Origin of the sequence: Pyrobaculum islandicum DSM 4184 (genome assembly GCF_000015205.1) — an archaeon.
GTDB classification, from domain to species: Archaea; Thermoproteota; Thermoprotei; order Thermoproteales; family Thermoproteaceae; genus Pyrobaculum; species Pyrobaculum islandicum.
Window position 1 is genome coordinate 1265554 of the sequence record NC_008701.1, and the last position, 16698, is coordinate 1282251.

The 16698-nt window shown below is 59.0% G+C and carries 18 protein-coding genes; 10 read left to right on the forward strand and 8 right to left on the reverse strand.

Annotated features, from left to right (window positions below):
* Positions 1-33: 33 nt before the first annotated feature.
* Complete coding sequence (locus tag PISL_RS07170) at positions 34-1686, forward strand: S49 family peptidase (protein WP_011763132.1); 1653 nt, start codon at positions 34-36, stop codon at positions 1684-1686.
* Here PISL_RS07170 and PISL_RS07175 read toward each other — a convergent pair.
* Positions 1667-2602 carry a DHHA1 domain-containing protein gene (locus tag PISL_RS07175; protein ID WP_011763133.1) on the reverse strand — a complete coding sequence of 312 codons (936 nt, stop codon included), beginning with the start codon at positions 2600-2602 and terminating at the stop codon, positions 1667-1669. The two genes, PISL_RS07170 and PISL_RS07175, sit on opposite strands and share 20 nt — an antisense overlap.
* A gap of 432 nt (positions 2603-3034) precedes the next feature.
* Between PISL_RS07175 and PISL_RS07180 the strand changes: the two genes are divergently transcribed.
* A complete protein-coding gene (locus PISL_RS07180; RefSeq protein WP_053240413.1) occupies positions 3035-3718 on the forward strand; it encodes an ABC transporter ATP-binding protein in 684 nt (227 codons plus the stop codon).
* On the opposite strand, the gene PISL_RS10940 is transcribed toward PISL_RS07180, so the two are convergent.
* The 7 genes from PISL_RS10940 to PISL_RS07210 all read right to left on the reverse strand — a co-directional run bounded on the left by PISL_RS10940 (position 3638) and on the right by PISL_RS07210 (position 8897).
* The gene (locus PISL_RS10940) at positions 3638-4006 is read right to left on the reverse strand and encodes a hypothetical protein (RefSeq protein ID WP_425331202.1); all 369 of its coding nucleotides are present in this window, start codon (positions 4004-4006) and stop codon (positions 3638-3640) included. The genes PISL_RS07180 and PISL_RS10940 overlap by 81 nt on opposite strands.
* A gap of 1 nt (position 4007) precedes the next feature.
* Complete coding sequence (locus PISL_RS07185) at positions 4008-5090, reverse strand: ATPase domain-containing protein (RefSeq protein WP_011763135.1); 1083 nt, start codon at positions 5088-5090, stop codon at positions 4008-4010.
* Between the two features lie 55 nt (positions 5091-5145).
* Positions 5146-5934 carry a type II secretion system F family protein gene (locus tag PISL_RS07190; RefSeq protein ID WP_011763136.1) on the reverse strand — a complete coding sequence of 263 codons (789 nt, stop codon included), beginning with the start codon at positions 5932-5934 and terminating at the stop codon, positions 5146-5148.
* Positions 5931-7409, reverse strand: a complete 1479-nt coding sequence (locus tag PISL_RS07195; protein WP_011763137.1) for a type II/IV secretion system ATPase subunit — start codon at positions 7407-7409, stop codon at positions 5931-5933. The genes PISL_RS07190 and PISL_RS07195 overlap by 4 nt, the downstream gene beginning before the upstream one ends.
* Positions 7382-8128 carry a type II secretion system F family protein gene (locus PISL_RS07200; RefSeq protein WP_011763138.1) on the reverse strand — a complete coding sequence of 249 codons (747 nt, stop codon included), beginning with the start codon at positions 8126-8128 and terminating at the stop codon, positions 7382-7384. The genes PISL_RS07195 and PISL_RS07200 overlap by 28 nt, the downstream gene beginning before the upstream one ends.
* Positions 8129-8157: 29 nt before the next feature.
* Complete coding sequence (locus PISL_RS07205) at positions 8158-8586, reverse strand: archaellin/type IV pilin N-terminal domain-containing protein (protein ID WP_011763139.1); 429 nt, start codon at positions 8584-8586, stop codon at positions 8158-8160.
* A 65-nt stretch (positions 8587-8651) separates the two neighbouring features.
* Positions 8652-8897 (reverse strand): hypothetical protein, encoded by a 246-nt coding sequence (locus tag PISL_RS07210; protein WP_053240414.1) that lies wholly within the window; start codon positions 8895-8897, stop codon positions 8652-8654.
* Between the two features lie 48 nt (positions 8898-8945).
* On the opposite strand from PISL_RS07210, the gene PISL_RS07215 reads away from it, so the two are divergent.
* From PISL_RS07215 to PISL_RS07245, 8 genes are all read left to right on the forward strand, one after another.
* Entirely contained in the window at positions 8946-9344 is a 399-nt protein-coding gene (locus PISL_RS07215) for a hypothetical protein (protein ID WP_011763140.1), read from the forward strand.
* Positions 9341-12844 carry a hypothetical protein gene (locus PISL_RS07220; protein WP_011763141.1) on the forward strand — a complete coding sequence of 1168 codons (3504 nt, stop codon included), beginning with the start codon at positions 9341-9343 and terminating at the stop codon, positions 12842-12844. The genes PISL_RS07215 and PISL_RS07220 overlap by 4 nt, the downstream gene beginning before the upstream one ends.
* A 1-nt stretch (position 12845) precedes the next feature.
* The gene (locus tag PISL_RS07225) at positions 12846-13070 is read left to right on the forward strand and encodes a hypothetical protein (RefSeq protein ID WP_053240416.1); all 225 of its coding nucleotides are present in this window, start codon (positions 12846-12848) and stop codon (positions 13068-13070) included.
* A 270-nt stretch (positions 13071-13340) separates the two neighbouring features.
* Positions 13341-14396: a DUF1646 family protein gene (locus PISL_RS07230; RefSeq protein ID WP_053240417.1), complete on the forward strand. Its 1056-nt coding sequence runs from the start codon at positions 13341-13343 to the stop codon at positions 14394-14396.
* Between the two features lie 54 nt (positions 14397-14450).
* Positions 14451-14711, forward strand: coding sequence for a hypothetical protein (locus PISL_RS07235; protein ID WP_011763144.1), 261 nt, complete (start codon positions 14451-14453; stop codon positions 14709-14711).
* 143 nt (positions 14712-14854) lie between these two features.
* A complete protein-coding gene (locus tag PISL_RS11325) occupies positions 14855-15070 on the forward strand; it encodes a hypothetical protein (RefSeq protein ID WP_245218347.1) in 216 nt (71 codons plus the stop codon).
* Positions 15030-15368 carry a DUF996 domain-containing protein gene (locus PISL_RS07240; RefSeq protein ID WP_245218348.1) on the forward strand — a complete coding sequence of 113 codons (339 nt, stop codon included), beginning with the start codon at positions 15030-15032 and terminating at the stop codon, positions 15366-15368. The genes PISL_RS11325 and PISL_RS07240 overlap by 41 nt, the downstream gene beginning before the upstream one ends.
* 436 nt (positions 15369-15804) lie before the next feature.
* On the forward strand, positions 15805-16674 hold the full coding sequence (locus tag PISL_RS07245) for a S1C family serine protease (RefSeq protein ID WP_053240418.1): 870 nt from the start codon (positions 15805-15807) through the stop codon (positions 16672-16674).
* Positions 16675-16698: the final 24 nt, after the last annotated feature.

Sequence of the window (16698 nt, forward strand, 5' to 3'; positions counted from 1 at the left end):
ATAGAAGATATATACCCCCCACACCTCTTTTCCATGGCTGAGAAAGCTCTTGCCGTTGGAATTGCACTAGCTCTTGCCATTGGCGTGGCGGCCCTTTTCGCCGTGTTTTATATATGTCAGCCAAAGCCGGCGGCCCCCCAGCCTGTTAAGCCAAAAATAGTCCTCGTCTCTGTGGATTTTGTCATCGGCGGCCCCGAGACAGATAAGTTAGTAAAGGCGCTTACAGAACTTTCACAAAGAGACGACGTGGCAGGCATAGTGCTTGTGATAAACTCGCCAGGCGGCACAGTCTCTGGGACAGAGACACTCTACACTACTCTCCTCGGTTTAAACAAGACGAAATACGCCGTGATTGTCGGCCTCGGCGCCTCCGGCGCCTACTACACCGCCGTGGCGGCCGAGAGGATATACGCGGCGCCCTCCAGCTGGGTGGGTAGCATCGGCGTTGTGGCCGTCATCTGGCCTGACCTATACCTATACGACGCAGCTGACTATATATACACCACAGGGCCGTTGAAGTACTACGGCGAAGATCTCCACGGCTATTACGACGACGTAGAGAAAATCAGACAAAACTTTGTAGAGGCTGTGTTGAGGGGGAGGGCGGGAAGAATCAAGGCGGACCCGGCGGTTTTAGAAACCGCAGGCCTCTTCACGGCGGAGGAGGCATTGAAGCTAGGCCTCGTGGATAAAATAGGAGGGGTCCTCGACGCCGCGAGAGATATGGCAGAGGAGCTGGGCCTTAGGAACTACTCCCTGGTCTACCTAGGCGATTTGATGAACATGACGGCGGCGGCCGCCTCGGCCTGGAGAGTGCCTCTGTCCCAGCTCCTCAACGCCTCTCCCATCCCCATATTCTATATCTACCCCGGCGTGCTTCAGATCGACGTAAGAGCCGGCGTCCCCAGAAACGTTACTCTCCCCACGTCTCCGCTGGGGAAGCCCTACGTGGTGTTGGACATGTCCCACGGCAACATGGTGCCAAGGGGCTTTATCGAAGTGCTTAGGGCCGAGCTGGCCGTCCGGGGCTTCGCGCTGGTGGCGGCGGCGAGCGAGAACCAACTGACCTCTCTCCTGGCCAACGCCACGGGGCTGGTCGTGGTTAACCCAACTGCGCCGTTTTCAAGAGACGCCCTGGCGGCTGTGTTAAACGCGACGGCCAGGGGGGTGAGGACGGCCTACTTCTACGACATGAGGGCAAGCGCCGTCGTTATTTCAGGAGGGGCGGCCTACGTGGCGCCCTACTCCGCCTACGCCGTCTTCGACCCCCTTCCTATGTACTTCAACATGTCCGGCCTAAGGGCAGTCTACAACTTCACAGCAGGGGGCAGGACCTACCTCCAGAACTGGCAGTTCGTCTATGTGGAGCCCAGCGGAAACTGGACCCTTTTGAGCGGCGTGAGGAGGCTGGTCCTCTTCAGCCCCTCGGCGGTGGCGACCAACGCCCCCCATAGGCTGACGGTGAGGGGCTACGTCTTCGGCTACGGAGAGGGGAACTACACCGTGGCTGCGCAGGCCGGCAACTTCCTCTTCGTGGGGTCGGTCAGATCCTTCACGCCCTACTTCATAACCCTGGGCGACAACCGCAGGTTCTTTAGCAACGTGGTGGCGTGGCTGACGGAGCCCAGACAGATAAAGGCCGCCAAGGCGCCCCACGCCTCCGGCGTCATCTACGTAGGCGGCTGAGCTCCTCCACGAGGACGGGGAGGAGGTCTCTTGGAATCCTCGCCCCGGCCGCATTTGGATGGCCCCCGCCCGAAACGCCGTATCTCCTGGCGAAATCCCTCAGAAAGGCGTTTAGGTCAAGCCCCCTGGAGCGGAGGCTCACAATATACATGTCGCCTCTAGCCTCAGCCGCCACCCCTACCTCAGCCCCCGTCAGCCCCCTGGCCAAGTTGGCGGCTAAGCCAAGCGGCCCCGGCGGGTTGACCACCAACGCGACTGAGCCGCGGAGCGAGACGTTCTTCTCCACCCACCAGACGAGCTCCTCGTTGACCCTCGCCTGCTCCTCAGCCATCTTCATAAGCCTAGCCATCGCAGACGGCGGGAGGTTCTTCGCCAGATGCCTAACCACCTCCCTCTTGAAGTCGTGGTCCCTCCTAGCCCTCTCCAAGCCTTGCATCAGAACCCCCGCCTCGAAGTATATAATCCGGCGGTCCCAAGCCTCCAGCGCCTCCCTAACCCACGGCGTGTGATCCATATAGTCGCTGATGGCGCCGTAGAGGGCAACTCTACTGTAGGACTTGGGGAGCCTCCCGCCGAGGAGTCTATACGCCAGCTCGGAGGCCGAGGAGCCCACCTCGTGCACAACCTCCACACGAGGCAAGTCGGCGGAAAGGGGGTGGTGGTCGACGTAGACCACCCTCCCCCCGTACCCGGCGAAAACCCGCCCAGCCTCCTCCGCCGCCTTCTCGTCTATCGCCACGTCCACTATGTAGACGTCGCCCCGGGCGAACTCCCTAAAGTCCTCCAGCAGGTCCACTGGATGTGTAAAATAGACCTCAACCTCGTCGTACTCCCCCGCCAGTGCCGCCACAACAACAGCCGCTGAACAAACGCCGTCGGCATCACCATGTGCAAAGACCGTCAAAACACGGCCCATAAATTTATATAATGACCCACTATATAAAATACGGCGGCAGAGGGCCCCGCGGGGGGCGCCGTGAAGCTCCCGCAGTCGGTCCCCCTTGTACACACAGTCGTCAAACGTCGTCATGTATCAAACGACAGAGAGTAAATCGCTAGCTTCAGCTGTTGACTTTTATACTACCGCCGTGGAGACAAGCCGATAGAGCCAAGGGCGAGTGACATCAACCGTCTAGACCGCGGCATTACATTTGCTTTGGTTAAAGACGGCAAGATTTCAAAGCGTTGTAGACTGCCCGACGAATGCCCAAAAGGCGTATCTGCGGGCGCGCGCCGAACCCCCGGGAAAGGCCGGTGAAGCAAAGGGGAGCGCCCGTCGAGAAAGAGACTCTCTCGTACAACACCTTTAAGTGCGTAAACTATTTATAGCGCGTTCATAGGCACGGCCGTGGAGATCGTTGTGAAAGACGTCGTTAAGTACTACGGCGACTACCCGGCGCTTAGAGGAGTCACTCTGGAGGTGCCGAAAGGCGCCTTCCAATGCATCATCGGCCCCTCAGGCTCTGGCAAGTCGACGCTTCTCCACATCATAGGGGGCGTGGACAAGCCCACAAGCGGCGAGGTGACGGTGGCCGGGGTGAGGCTAAATGACCTAGGCGATGACGAGCTTGCCGAGTTCAGGAACAGAAACGTCGGCTTCGTCTTCCAGATGTTCTACCTCATCCCCCGTATGTCTATCCTAGAAAACGTGGAGCTACCGCTGATCCTCAGGAGAGTGCCGAGAGAGGAGAGGAGGAGAGCCGCCCTAGAGGCGTTGAGACTTGTGGGGCTCGGCCACATAGACCCCAGGAAGAGGCCCACCCAGTTATCCGGCGGAGAACAACAGCGCGTGGCCATCGCGAGGGCAATAGTGGCGAGGCCGAGGATACTCCTGGCAGACGAGCCCACTGGCAACCTAGACAGCGCCACCGCAAAGGTGGTGATGGACACCTTCCTAGAGCTGAAGAAAACCCTCGGCATAACAATAGTGATGGTCACCCACAACTTAGAGCTACTGCCCTACTGCGACGCCTATGCCAAGATGAGAGACGGGAAGATAGTAGAAATAAGCAGCAAGCAGCAGCCTACCTAGCCCCCCCCCCCCCCACATCTCTCTCGTGGTTAAATATTTCACCAGCTGTTCGTGGGTTAGCCTGCATCCATTTCTCTCGAGCCAGCTTCTCAAGATGTTGATTATCAACTCGGCGTTGTGTCTGCCAAGCGCCTTTTCCAACACTTCGTAGACGCGCCAGGGCTCCTCCAGGAGGAAGTAGTCCAGAGGCTTGCCAAACGCCGCCAAGACACGGTAATGCGTCAAAGTACGAAGCGACATGTCAAGAGAGCCGTAGAAGCGGGCTAGGAGGTCTCTCGTCAGACACATATCAACACTTGACCTTCTCCCCTATCTTCCCGCCCGGCGCCCTCACGCCTGTGACTGTCCTATTCTCTACGTTTACAATCACGTCGAAAAGCACGTCGAGATCGTGTAAATCTCTAAGTGATATAACTACGGCGGGGCCCGACCTGGCTACCCTCAGTAACGTCTGTAGGGTGGAGTACAGTAGTTGTTCGCCATATAATCTAAAAAGAGCTTCTAAGCCTCTGATAAAAACGACGTCTGCCTTAACTGTAGCTAACGCAGCGTATAACTCGCCTAAGTCTAGATTTACGTCTATGGATTCTACACCAAATTGTTGAACATACACGAAGCCGCCCCCAGTTACGCTTATATACTCTGCTTTTACACCCCGCTCTCGTAGAGATTTAACAGCCTTCAACATAAGCCAAGTTTTTCCAGCCCCAGGCGGTCCCACAAGGACATGTAACAGCCCCTTGTAAAGCCCGCCGACAGCTACGTCGAGACACGTCCCAGTCTCTATCCGCATTACACGCGCCTCTGCTGCCTCTGTCGGCGTTACAAAGAGTATGCCAGTGCCTTCTCTAATTACAAAGGGTAACGTGTAACCCGCCTTCCCCCCGCGTATCTTCCTCACGACGGCCTCTCTCACGGCGCCGTAGGGGTAGACCTCGTAGGCCAGCTCAATGACGTTGTCCGCCACATAAGCCACCTTTGGCGCAACCTCCCTCTCCGCCGTCAGAAAGACGTCGACCCCTCCCTGTTTTATAGCTCTGTAAATAACATTGTGGAGGATGTCCAACCCCCCTCCCATGGCGAGAAACTCCGTCACGGAGTCTATTACCAGGGCCTGCGGCTTTTCGCGAACTACTGCGTCTAACAGGGTGTTGAAAAACGCCTCCGCGCCGGCCAACACCGCCTCCCAGTAGACGAGCTTCTCGCCGAAGTTGTAGCCCAAAGCCGCCATATTCCTCCTAAAGGTTCTCTCATCTTCAAAGGCAGAGACCCAAAAAATTTTATCATAATTGTTATAGGTATACCATGCGGCAAAGGTAGTCTTTCCAGCGCCAGGCGGCCCATAGATAAGCGTGACTCCCCTAAGCATCATAAAGCTGATTATAACACATTCCTAAAATATTTTTTGATATAGCCTCCTTTCTGCACTATATCTTAGTTATGGAATCGAATATTAGGTAGAAGACCACGCCCATTACGGGCGTGTACACCAGCCCTATGAGCACCATAAGGGTTAGGGGGTCTAGGGCGAGGCCGCCCACCTGCAGTGCACCGAGTGGGCTGAAGGAAAGCGCCACTATGTAGACCATTATGGGGAGGAGCATGACGGCTACGACGAAGACTTCGAACATTAGGGAGAGTGACCTAACCAGCGACTGGGCTCTGACTTGTTTAGCCCTCAACATCCAGTCCAGCCTGGCTAGGAGCACTAAGTCGACTCTCTGGGTTATCCTAGCAGCCTTGGTCAAGACCTCCACGGTTTCTCTATAGGTGGGGCTTGGGACTCTCGCCGCGCTGTTTCTCAGGGCCTCCTCGGGGCTTGACCCCATGACGACCATCTCCCTCGCCGCCAGGGCGAGCTCTCTAGCTATGTATCTATCGTCCTCCACCTCGGCCAGCCTCGTCACCGCCCTCCCCAGGGGCACCCCCGCCGCGAGAAGCGGGAGGAGGACCGAGAGGGTGTATACGAAGTTGTTCTCGAAGTGGCTACGTCTCGCAGACACGAGGTGTACCGGGTATAGGAGGAGGCCGGCGAAGGCGAGGAGGCCGGCTATCGCCGCGAAGGCGGCCCCCGCGGCTGGCCCCAGGAGGAGCAGGCCGGCGGCCCCGGCCGCGGCTGCGGCGCCGGCGGGAGCGGCTGTCAGCGTGGCTAGGTAGCGGCGGTAGGAGAAGGCGAGGCCGCTCTGTCTATAGAGCTCGTAGAGGAGGCCCCTCATATCGAGCCGGCTCTCACCGCCTCTAGCGCCTTCTGGGGGTTTAGGTGGTACTGGGTGAAGATCTTCGCCACAACGTAGGGCGTCGAGTAGCCTTTCTCCACCATGAGGGCGATGAGCTCCTTCCTCCTGCTGTATTCCTCCCTCAGCTTCTCCAGGGGGACGAAGCGCGTCCTCGATATAGACTCTAGGTGTCTACTCTCCTCCACCTGCTCCAGGAGGTCTCTCTCCGGGTTCCACCGGAAGACGTAGTGTAGCCGGGGCCTCCCGCCCCTCGCCACGCCCATGTTTTCGGCGATCTCCACCACTCTTCTGACAATCTGGCCGCCTACCTTAACCCTCATGATGCGGACAAACACGTGGGCGAGGCCTATCAACATGGGGGGGACGTGCATCGGCCTAGTGAGGAGGCGCCGCACTGCGTCTTCGATAGTCTCGGCGTGCATAGTGGTGGCCCCCGCGTGGCCTGAGCCGAAGGCTTGGAAGAGGACGTAGGCCTCCTCGCCGCGGATCTCGCCGACGACCACGTAGTCCGGCCGCGACCTCATGGCGACCGCTAGTAGGTCGAAGGCCGAGACGTCTCTCACGCCCTCCCACCTGGAGGGCCTCGTGAGGAGGGCTTGCCAATGCTCGTGAACTATGTTTATCTCCCTGGTGTCTTCGATAGTGAGGATCTTGGCGTCGGGCCTAATGAGGTATAGGAGGGCGTTCAACAGCGTCGTCTTCCCGGCGCCGGTGGGCCCCACGATCACTATGTTCCTCCCGTAGTCGAGCATAAGCCATAGGTAGGCCACGGCGTCGGCGGAGATTGTGCCCGTCTTCACCATGTCCACCAGAGTTATCGGCGAGACGAAGTACTTCCTTATGACGAAGGAGGGGCCCCGCGGCGATACAGGCGGCGTCGCCAGCTCAAGTCTGTAACCCTCGGGGAGCATCCCCTCGAGTATGGGGTCGGCGTAGGAGACCGACTTGCCCACCAGGGCGGAGAACTTCTGCACATAGCTGTCCAACTCCTCCGCCGTGAGGACTATGTCTGTCTTCAGAGACTCCCACCTGCTGTGCCAGATGTACACAGCACCGGGCCCGTCGACGTGGACGTCCTCGATGTAGGGGTCCCTCATGAGGGGGTCCAACACCCCGTAGCCCAGGAGATCCCGCCGCAGGTAGTACAGAAGCTTGCCCCAAGCCCTCTCGTCTACCTTTATCTTAAACTCGGCGGCCGCCCGCCTAACCAACTCCTCTAGATACTCCACCCGCCTCTCCCGCGCCAGCTTCAACACGCCGTCTCTAACCTCGCCCACGTTTTGCACAGCCCGCTTCAGCCTCTGAAGCGTATCGGCCTCCTCCTTAGACAACGGCGGCTCCACAGCCCTATACCGCCTAAAGCCGTCTCGATCCACGTACACAATGGCGTGGACCAGCTCGGAGATCTCGTACTCGTCCAAAATCTCTAGTAGCCCATCCACGCCGGCGCCCATAGCCCCACCGCCAGAACCACAGCCCCAACCCCCGCGTGGAGGAGGCCAGCCCTCGCGCTGTTGTAGACAACCCTCCCCACCACCAGCCCACCCACGAGGACTCCCGCAAACCCAGATAAATACAACGCCCGGAGGACGGCAGACTTGTCTAAGACAGCCGCCTTGATTCCGCCCTGGGCCGGGGCCGCTGCCATCATCTGGGCCAGCTGAGGCAGAAGCATGTAGATCAACACGTCTGTCAACACGGCCAACACGACGACTATTGCGTAATACAGCGCCACGTACGGCCTGAGCTGTGAGGCGACGCTCTGGCGGAACTCCACCACCGTGGCGAAGCTCCTAGCGGACACGTCTAACACCTCGGGAAGCCTGGCGCCGCTACGCGCCGCCTCAGTCACAATAAGGGCAAACCTCCTAAAGTTGGGGGACGGGACCTCCCCCGCCACCCGCCACAGAGCCTCCTCCACCGTAAGCCCGCCCACTTCAGACAGAGTTAGGACGCGCCTAAGCACGTCGGCCATAGGCCTAAGCGCCAGAGCCGCCGCAGACTCCACAGCCCCCCTCAGGCTCAGCCCCGCCGACACGGCGTCAGAAAGCACGCGCAGGACTTGGGGGATCTGCCCCTCCAGCCTGTAGACGTACACAGCCCTGCGCCACCCGCCAAACCCAACCCCCGCCAGAACCAACCCAACCAAGACAAAAACTAAAAAGTCGGACATGTAAAAAAGAAGGCGGCCTTTATATAAGCCTAACTCGCGGTAACCGTAACCGCGAACTCGGTGCCCTTCGACGTCACTATCTTGATGACGTAGTCACTGCCTGCCGTAAGTGTGGCAGTACATGTAGCTTTAACTTGTGTTAATGTGCCCGGGTCTATAGTAGTACTTAGGCTAGCTGTACATATCGGGGTTAGGGTGCCTGGCTTCATTATGTATGCAGTGACTATTGTGGCTTTATCTCCGCCGAGGTTACGGACGTAGAGTGTTGCCGTACCATTCGTGAGTAGTGTAGCGGCTTCGATTTTTAGTTTTTCTGAGGTGGCCATCTGCTCGGCCTGGCTTGTGGCTTTTGTGACGTAGCCGGCAAACCAGAGGTATACCAACACGGCGCCTATCACCGCCACCACTATCAGCAACACGACGGCGACGATCGGTTCTAGACCTTTCACCTTGTTCATGGGTATAAGAAACGTGCCACTATTTATATTCTGTGGTGGGGGTTCCGTACTACCAGTGTAGCATATTAACGCGTTCTTTTCGCCCGGCGTATTGTATACGCCACGGCGACGCCGGCAACCACAGCTCCGACGGCAAGCGCTACCGCAGGCGTCGGATCTAGCGTCCAAACCGCTTCGGCCTCTACGGGCCCTGTCACAGCTATGCTCTTGGTCACAACGCCGTTGATTGCCCATCCGGCGAATGTGTACCTGATGGGGAAGGGGTTCCACACAGCCGCCGGCGCCACCTCCGGCGTTATCGTCGTCCCCACGGGGTTTTGATCGTAGTAAAGTTTTTCTTTTACTGTGGTGTAAGGTCTATGCGTGGTGTTTCTGAGGTTGTGGTGTCTGTGCTTCTTCTTGTGGTGTCTCTTGTACTGTCTGTCTTTGTCGTGTCTGTCTTCTTCAACGTGGTCTATTCGCCGTCGCAGTCTGGCATGGCTGTCGAGGCGGCCAAGCCGTTGTGTGTGGCGCGGGCTGTGGCTGTGGCTAACGACGGCGGCGTGGCCGTCGTCTATGTCTACAACGTGGGGGGCGGCCTCTGTGTCTTTGACAAGGCCTACGCTATATACGGCGGCGTGGTTTATCCGCCGTCGAATATAAACTATACAGTCCCCCCGGGGGCTGTGGCCAGGATAAACACAACGCTTAGATACGGCCCCGGCTTTATCTACCGTCTGACGGGGCCTAGGGGAGAGGTTGTGGAGGGGAGGCCATGAGGGGTCTCTCTACCGTAGCCTCCTTCGTAGTGTTTCTAGCCGCGTTTACAGTGGTGATGTTTTCCATATTCTACTTCTACGGCTTGCTTCGGGAGGCTACTCAGAAGGGGGTGGCGGCTATCTACTCCTCTATCACATACGACACCGCGGCGAACATCTCCATGTCGGGAGGCGCTTGCGGAGTGGGCGGCGGGCCCTACCTCTACTACGTGGTGACAGACTCGGGAGGCGGCTTGTTGTACAACGGCACCTCTCCCCCGCCGTGTCCCCCGGGGAGGCCTGGCCTATATCTATACAGAGCCGTTAGGAGAGACGGGGGTGTATCTACCGCCGTCGTGTCTATAGGCGGCGTTTGGCTCTCTGCGGCGTCTAACGCCAGCGTAGTGGTGTTAAACGACTACAGGAGGACCTTCGCGCTGGCTTTAAACGTGACTATATACAACCCGACGGGCGGCTACGCCGTAGTTACAAACATCACGGCGTCTCTAGGAGCGCCTCAGATTAACTGTAGCGGGCCCCCCGCCTACAACCAGCCGGTGGTGGTGCCGCCCGGCGGCTCAAAGACCGTACAGCTGGGCGCCGCAGTCTGCGCCGCCAGCTACGACTTTGTGCTAGGCGGCCGGCCGGCGTCTGTTGTGGCAAACATCTCGGCGCGGTACAAAAACCTGACCCTCTACACGTCGTCACAGCCTGTAGCCACGGCCTACACAGCGCAGCCAACCCGCGGCAACTTCACGGCGGGCGGGGGCCGCTGCCTAGTTGGCTATATGCCAGAGGGGGCGGTCTACTACGTACTCCTCAGCGGAAGCACGCCAATTTTAAACGGGACGCCGCAGTGGCAAAGCCCTGGATACGCCGTGGTGCCCTGTCCAAACTCCGGGGGGCTCTTCCGCTATAGGGTGGTGTCTAGTTCGGGCTCTGTCGTCGAGGTGCCGGTGGCCGTGGGGAGGATCCTGGCGTGGGCCGAGAGCAACATCACAGTGGCCTACGTCAACTCCATAAACCAGACTATACGCTTCGACCTATACCTCCGATTCACAAACCCAAACACTGGCTTCACCCCATTCAACGCCACCTACAGCCTCGTATACAACAATAGCCTCCTCAGTTGCAGTCCCACCAATGGTTCATTAAACAACATCGTGCTTCAGCCTGGGGATACCCGCGCCGTGTATGCCGACACGGTCGCCTGCACAGTCTTGGGTAAGTTCAACGTTACAAACGTCGGGGTGAAAATCGACGCTGTATACACCGGCGGGGGCTATAGCCAGACGTTATACAGCGGCGTGGTCGGCGTGGCGAGCTACGCCGCGGCCCCCAACTGGGTTGTGGTGAGGGTGGTGTGGGGGAGCGGAGCCGCGGCGGGTACCCCCGGGTACGGCGTGGCTCAGTTCGTCTACCGGAGGGGGTTGGTTTCCCTCCTGTGGACGCCCGCCGCCGCGCCCCCGCCGCCCGTGTGTCCAGCCACCCGCGTATATCTAGACACCTCTCTAGCCCCGCTTCTCTCCGCCAGCTGGAGGCTGGTAGGCAACTATAACGTCACGACACTGTCGATGAAGATATACCCAGGTTGGCCAGAGGATTACACAGTTGCCACGCTGGCCCCCACAACTGCCCCCCAGCAGGTCTCTCTTGTAAAAGCCGCCTCGTATGGCTCCGCACAGTACTCGGTGTACCTCGGCGGCCTCCTGCAGTTCAATGAAAGTCTCAGTTTCAACAACCCCGTCTCTCTGCCCGCCCCTCTGCGGTGGGTGACGAAGGCCTCCGGGCCGTATTGGGTTACTGCAAACGCGTCTGTGGCGGCGTTGTGTAGCTACCCCCTTCTCAACCTCACAGCCACGCCTATGTCTAAGCTCTACAGCCAGACCTTCTCATGCGGCACTACGACGTATGTTGAGGGTTTTGGAGGTTACTGTAGTTTTTTTGGGTTTGATACGACGCCGCCGTGGCTAATTCTAAAGGCGAGTAATCGCCTTTCAGCGGCTTACATAAGCGATAGGGTTGGGAATCCAGTGCCGTCGTTATATACAGAGGGTAACAACGGCTGGGGCGCTGGGTTTATAAACGTGACGCAGTGGGTAGGCCCGGTCTCGGCTGGGAGTAGCTTTTCAATACAGTACTACCTCCAAGCTGCGCTGTCTGGCACAGACTATCTACAGGTGAACTTCTTCATCGACGTAAATGGAGACGGTAGGCCAGACCAGGAGGTTATATACTACTACTCCGTAAACGGGAGGACGCCGGCTGCGCTGGCTTACAACTTCTACGGCTACGCCATACCCACCACATCTATATTACTGACCAACTTCCAGAATACACAAACCACCTGGCTTACTCTCACAATTCCACAGGTGTACTCCAGCGGCAAAATAGTCGGATTCGCAGTCGCCACGTATTCTCCAAACGGCAACACAAAGGTGTACTGGGACAACATAAAACTCTGTGTATTGCCAAACAACATCGCCGTGTACACCAGAGGCTATAGCTACACCCAGGTATACATCGACCCCAACACCGGCAACCCAGCGCCTTCTCTAGCTACTGAGGTGGATGCCTACGGCGCCTCCGGCAACCCCCAGACGGATTGGGGAGCCGCCATCGCGGTCTACAAGCTGGCTCAGCCCGTCCCAGCCCTCGGCACCACCGTCTCCGTCTGGGGGCTCTACCAGAAGGACGCCAACGACCTCTCTAACAACGTGGCGTATGTCTCCGTCGGCGTCGACGCCAACGGAGATGGCCAGGTGGATAAGGAGTACATCCTCTACAGAAGCGACACGGGAGGAGGCCCCGGCGCCATAGTGTCGGCCTTCTTCAAAGACGCAGCCGGAAACCCAGTCTACGTATGTACAGTAGACACCACCGGCGCCTGCGCCGCCACAGACCCCCGCTTCGTCGTCGTAAACCTCGGCGCTATGACAAGCGGCAACAGCTACACCTGGAGCTACACCCTAAACGACCAAGGCGCGGTGGTGGCCATAGCCCTAGCCGCCACAGACGGCAGCTACTACGGCGAAGGATACAGCGGCGACGTCTGGGTGTACTGGGATAACCTGCAGCTTCAATACAGCGCGTGTCCTCTCCCCGCCGGCTGGAGCGTCTTGGGCGCCTACGCCTGGCAGTCGTATAACTACCTCCTGGCCTCTGGGAGCGTTGCTGTGTATAGGGGGCTCGTCGCCGGTGGGCTTACCTACGTGTCTAACTTCACGGGGGTTGGGGCCTACGCGGTTTTTGACTCCTCTCTCACGCCGATTTTCGGCGTCTCCATAAGCGGTAGCGGCTTCTCAGCCCTATGCGGCTCCTCCGCCGTCTCGCTCGGCTCTCTGCCGTCGGCTGCGTGGGTTGAGCTTAGGCCTCTCTCGGGGCTAGGCGACATAATCGTGAGAGACCAGTACGGAAACATCCTAGCTAGATACGGCTGCCCCTACACCGCGGCGCCGCAGTACATAGGGTACAAAACCACAAACACCCTCAAAATATACAACATAACAGCGCTGGGCTAACATGGGAGCAGAAAAGACGGCGCAGGCCGAGGAGAGGAGGCAACAAGCCGAGGAGGTCGAGGAGAGGAGGCGGGGCGCCGTGTTGATCATACTAGGCCTGGCGGCCCTCCTGGGGGCTTTCTGGGGCGGCTTGATCCTGCCCGCCGCGGCTGGGGCGCCCCGAGCCCTTCCAGGGAGAGGCAGTTATACAAGGGGCTTGTCTGTGGGTAAGACCCCCTCCCCTTAGGCGGGGTTTCCACTGTGGGGGTCTCGGCCGTTGCCCCTCGCCGGGGTTATGGGCCGCGACGGGGCGGGCATTGCGGCGGGGTGTCCCCCGCCGGGGCCATCTTACACGTAGGTTGACCCGTCTCGCCCTGTGGAAGGCGCCGCTGTCTAAGCCTTTCTCTGCCCTCTTCACCGCTCTGCCATGAAAAATATACTCGCAGAACCCATCCCCCGCCCTGAGGGGCGAGGCTTTCGGTTGTATTTTTTAAAAGCTGTTGTTTTTGCGTGGGGTATGGAGCTGGTTTTACAGGTGGTGTTTCTCGTCTTGCTTGTGGCTCTTCCGCTGGCCTCTAGGCGGGTGGAGCATAACCTCGAGCTGTTTTTCTTGGGGGTTGGCGTCGTGGCGGCGTCTGTTGGGGGGGTCTGGAGCCTGCACCTTCTTGAGGAGGCTCTTCTCCACCCCGTGGCTGTCTACCAGCCGGGGGTCGGCTACGTGCCGGTGGGCATCACGCAGGTTGTTCTTCTGGCCGGGCTGGCCTTCTACCTCTTGAGGCGGAGACTAGCGGCTTGGGCCGGCGCTCTGGCTAGGCCTGGGGTGCTGGCTGCTTTGGTCCTGGCGCTGGGGCTCTCTAGTAGCGTGGTGTCTGCGGTTGTGGCGGCGGCGGTGCTGGCGGAGCTTCTGGCGTTTGCAAGGGCGCCGCACAGCTACAAGGCGGTTGCGGCTGTGTCCGGCGCATACGCCATCGGCGCCGGCGCGGCTCTACTGCCGCTAGGCGAGCCACTGTCAGCCATCGCAGTGGCTAAGCTGAGACAAGGCTTTTTCTACCTCGTAGATGTCCTCCTCGACGTGGTCCTCATCTTGGTGATCTTCTTCGCCCTGTACACCTACTTCGCGCTGGCGAGGCGGAGGGGCGCCGGGGCGGAGGTAGAGCCGTATGAGCCGGAGCTTAGGGAGGTCTTCGCCAGGGCGGCTAGGGTGTACGTCTTCATCTTCGCCTTGACCATACTGGGCGAGTTTTTCAAGCCGCTCGCCGCCGCCGTCTCTGGACTCGGCAGAGAGGCCCTCTACCTCTTCGGCGCGGTCTCCGCCGTGGCAGACAATGCCACCCTCGTCGCAGCTCTGGTGGGCCCCGAGATGGCCCCAGAGGCGCTCCGGAGCTTCCTAACGTCGCTCATCATCGCAGGCGGCTTCACGGTGCCCGGCAACGTGCCCAACATCGTGCTGGCGGGCGCCCTAAAGATCGGCTTTAGGGAGTGGCTGAGGCTGGCCCTCCCCGTCGGCATCCCCGTGTTTACAGCCGCAGGGCTCTACACCCTGGCCCTCCTCCCACACCCGCCGCTGTTGTAGGCCTACCGGCGCGCGGTTACTAAAATATATATATCTCCGTCTGTTACGGGTCTTGTGGATGAGTTGAGAAAGGTTAGGTCTATTGTTGCGGCTTTTGCCTCTGAGGCTTTGGGGAAGTTGGAGAAGGGGAAGGCGGTAGGCGAGAGAGAGCTTATCTTCCTAGCCCTCTACCTCATCTTGAGGCGGCTGGAGGAGCTGGAGGAAGAGCAGCGGAATACGCTAAACGCCTTCCACCGCCTCGACGAGCTTGTAGACGTAGTAAAGGAGCTGAAGGCGGCGGTGAAAAAGCTCGCGGGCGAGGGTCAGATGACATAACGAAGGGGGTTGCCTGTTGTAGCCTTTTGTTGGCGAGACTCAGTGGGTTGCATCTCTGCTGGATCACAGGCGTCTCGAGGGTGCAGGGAGGGGTTCGGCCTTGAAGGGCGGATTACTATATTAACTTACAGTTTTGTGGCCTTATGGATTTGGATCTCGCTAGGGTGTTTGCGGCTGTGGGGGCCTTCTTGGCTGGGGCGGGGGTTGTGTCGAGCTGGGTTGCCACCTTGGTGGGGGCCGTTTTGATTTATGTGGGGGTTTTGGAGTTTTTGGGGAGGCTGGGAGACGCCAAGGGAGACGCGTTGAGTTGGTTGGTATATGTTATTGTGGCGTCTGTGGCATATACTATATGCATATAGCGTCGCCGGCTTCTCCATCTCGCACTTGCTCTGGGGGCCTGGTCTCCACGGCGTTGCGCTTGTCGTGGCTGCTGTCGCTTGGGTGGTTGGCTGGGTTTTTCAAGTGGCTTCTGCATATAGATTTAGGCGTGTTTTAGATACTCTAGCCAAGGGAACCGGGGAGGAGGTTTTTAAGACCGCGGACAAGCTCTACTGGTGGGGGTCTGTATTTGCAGTCGTAGCCGTCGGGATCGTTCTACTTTTTGTCGCATATATACTCCTGGGGGTTGGATTTCTTACTACAAAAATCCGCAGCTGATTTCTAAAAGAGCCAAAGAGTCTCTATAGCTAAAGGCCCGTCTTCCTGCTTTCTTTTTCACTATTGAGGTTTTGTCGTTGGCGTGGGAATATTCCAATGTTGAAAACAAGGGGCTGGTTGCAAAGGGCTTAAAGTCTGTCTCCCAGCAGGCATGGGGGCGCCGCCCGAGAGGGCCCCATACCTGCTGGTCTCACGCCGGAGACGCCTTGGATGTCCGTGGCAGTGCGGGCGAGGAGAAAGTCCCTAGGCGCGAGTCAACTATTACCGACAACAATGGCCTAAGGACGCGGTGATACGTCGGATGGCCCTGGCGGGAGCTCGCCGCGGTGAAGACGCAGACGGAGAAAAACCGCGTCCCCGCCCTAAAGGGCGAACAGTTGTAAGTCACTGCGTTTTTGCCGACAGATATGTTAAAAATAGTGGCGCACCTTTGTATATGGATTTGAGTAATTTAGTTGAAAAGGTGGCGCGTTCTGTCGTCGGCGTTGTGACGAGGGGGTTTGGGGCCTTTGGCGAGGGCTTCGGCTCCGCCTTCGCCATAGACCGGGGGGTCTACGCCACGGCATACCACGTCGTGGCGCAGGCGGGGGAGGTGGCGTTGATCACCCCCGAGGGGGAGGTGGCCGACGCCGTGGTGGCGGCGGCGGATCCCGCCGAGGATCTAGCCATACTCTACTCCGACCTCTACGCCGTCCCGCTGGCCCTTGGGAGCGCGCTGAGGCTGAGGGTCGGGCAGGGGGTAGTCGCCGTGGGCTTCCCCCTAGCCCTCCTTGACAAGCCCACTGCGACCTTCGGCATCGTAAGCGCCGTGGGGAGGAGCTTGAGGGCTGGCGATAGGTTTTTCGAGTACCTCGTCCAGACAGACGCGGCGATCAACCCCGGCAACTCGGGCGGCCCGCTCGTGAACCTCTCCGGAGAGGCGGTGGGGGTCTGCTCGGCCGTAATCGCCGGGGCCCAGGGCCTGGGCTTCGCGGTGCCTATAGACCTAGTCAGAATCATGTACCAGATGGTGAAGAGATACGGGAGATACGTAAGGCCGGCGCTCGGGGTATACGTCGTCGCGTTGAACAAAGCTCTGAAAGCCCTATACGGCCTCCCCACAGACAGAGGGCTCCTCGTTGTCGACGTCATGCCTAACTCGCCCGCCGAAGAGATGGGCATCGCCCGAGGCGACATCTTAACCAAGGTCGACAGCCGCGAGGTGGCCAACGTCTTCGAACTCCGCCTGTTGATAGGCGAAGCGCTGGTCCAGGGCAGAACCCCCAGGATAGAGGTCATCAGAGGCGGAAGGAGTATAGAGCTCTAACCGCAGACGCCGACGGCGCGGGGA

Excerpts from the sequence above, each read along its gene's own strand:
- PISL_RS07200 (WP_011763138.1), bottom strand. The coding sequence starts at position 8,128 with ATGTCCGACTTTTTAGTTTTTGTCTTGGTTGGGTTGGTTCTGGCGGGG.
- PISL_RS07195 (WP_011763137.1), bottom strand. The coding sequence starts at position 7,409 with ATGGGCGCCGGCGTGGATGGGCTACTAGAGATTTTGGACGAGTACGAG.
- PISL_RS07220 (WP_011763141.1), top strand. The coding sequence starts at position 9,341 with ATGAGGGGTCTCTCTACCGTAGCCTCCTTCGTAGTGTTTCTAGCCGCG.
- PISL_RS07205 (WP_011763139.1), bottom strand. The coding sequence starts at position 8,586 with ATGAACAAGGTGAAAGGTCTAGAACCGATCGTCGCCGTCGTGTTGCTG.
- PISL_RS11325 (WP_245218347.1), top strand. The coding sequence starts at position 14,855 with ATGGATTTGGATCTCGCTAGGGTGTTTGCGGCTGTGGGGGCCTTCTTG.
- PISL_RS07230 (WP_053240417.1), top strand. The coding sequence starts at position 13,341 with ATGGAGCTGGTTTTACAGGTGGTGTTTCTCGTCTTGCTTGTGGCTCTT.
- PISL_RS07190 (WP_011763136.1), bottom strand. The coding sequence starts at position 5,934 with ATGAGGGGCCTCCTCTACGAGCTCTATAGACAGAGCGGCCTCGCCTTC.
- PISL_RS10940 (WP_425331202.1), bottom strand. The coding sequence starts at position 4,006 with ATGTGTCTGACGAGAGACCTCCTAGCCCGCTTCTACGGCTCTCTTGAC.
- PISL_RS07170 (WP_011763132.1), top strand. The coding sequence starts at position 34 with ATGGCTGAGAAAGCTCTTGCCGTTGGAATTGCACTAGCTCTTGCCATT.
- PISL_RS07240 (WP_245218348.1), top strand. The coding sequence starts at position 15,030 with ATGTTATTGTGGCGTCTGTGGCATATACTATATGCATATAGCGTCGCC.
- PISL_RS07185 (WP_011763135.1), bottom strand. The coding sequence starts at position 5,090 with ATGATGCTTAGGGGAGTCACGCTTATCTATGGGCCGCCTGGCGCTGGA.
- PISL_RS07175 (WP_011763133.1), bottom strand. The coding sequence starts at position 2,602 with ATGGGCCGTGTTTTGACGGTCTTTGCACATGGTGATGCCGACGGCGTT.
- PISL_RS07215 (WP_011763140.1), top strand. The coding sequence starts at position 8,946 with ATGCGTGGTGTTTCTGAGGTTGTGGTGTCTGTGCTTCTTCTTGTGGTG.
- PISL_RS07225 (WP_053240416.1), top strand. The coding sequence starts at position 12,846 with ATGGGAGCAGAAAAGACGGCGCAGGCCGAGGAGAGGAGGCAACAAGCC.
- PISL_RS07245 (WP_053240418.1), top strand. The coding sequence starts at position 15,805 with ATGGATTTGAGTAATTTAGTTGAAAAGGTGGCGCGTTCTGTCGTCGGC.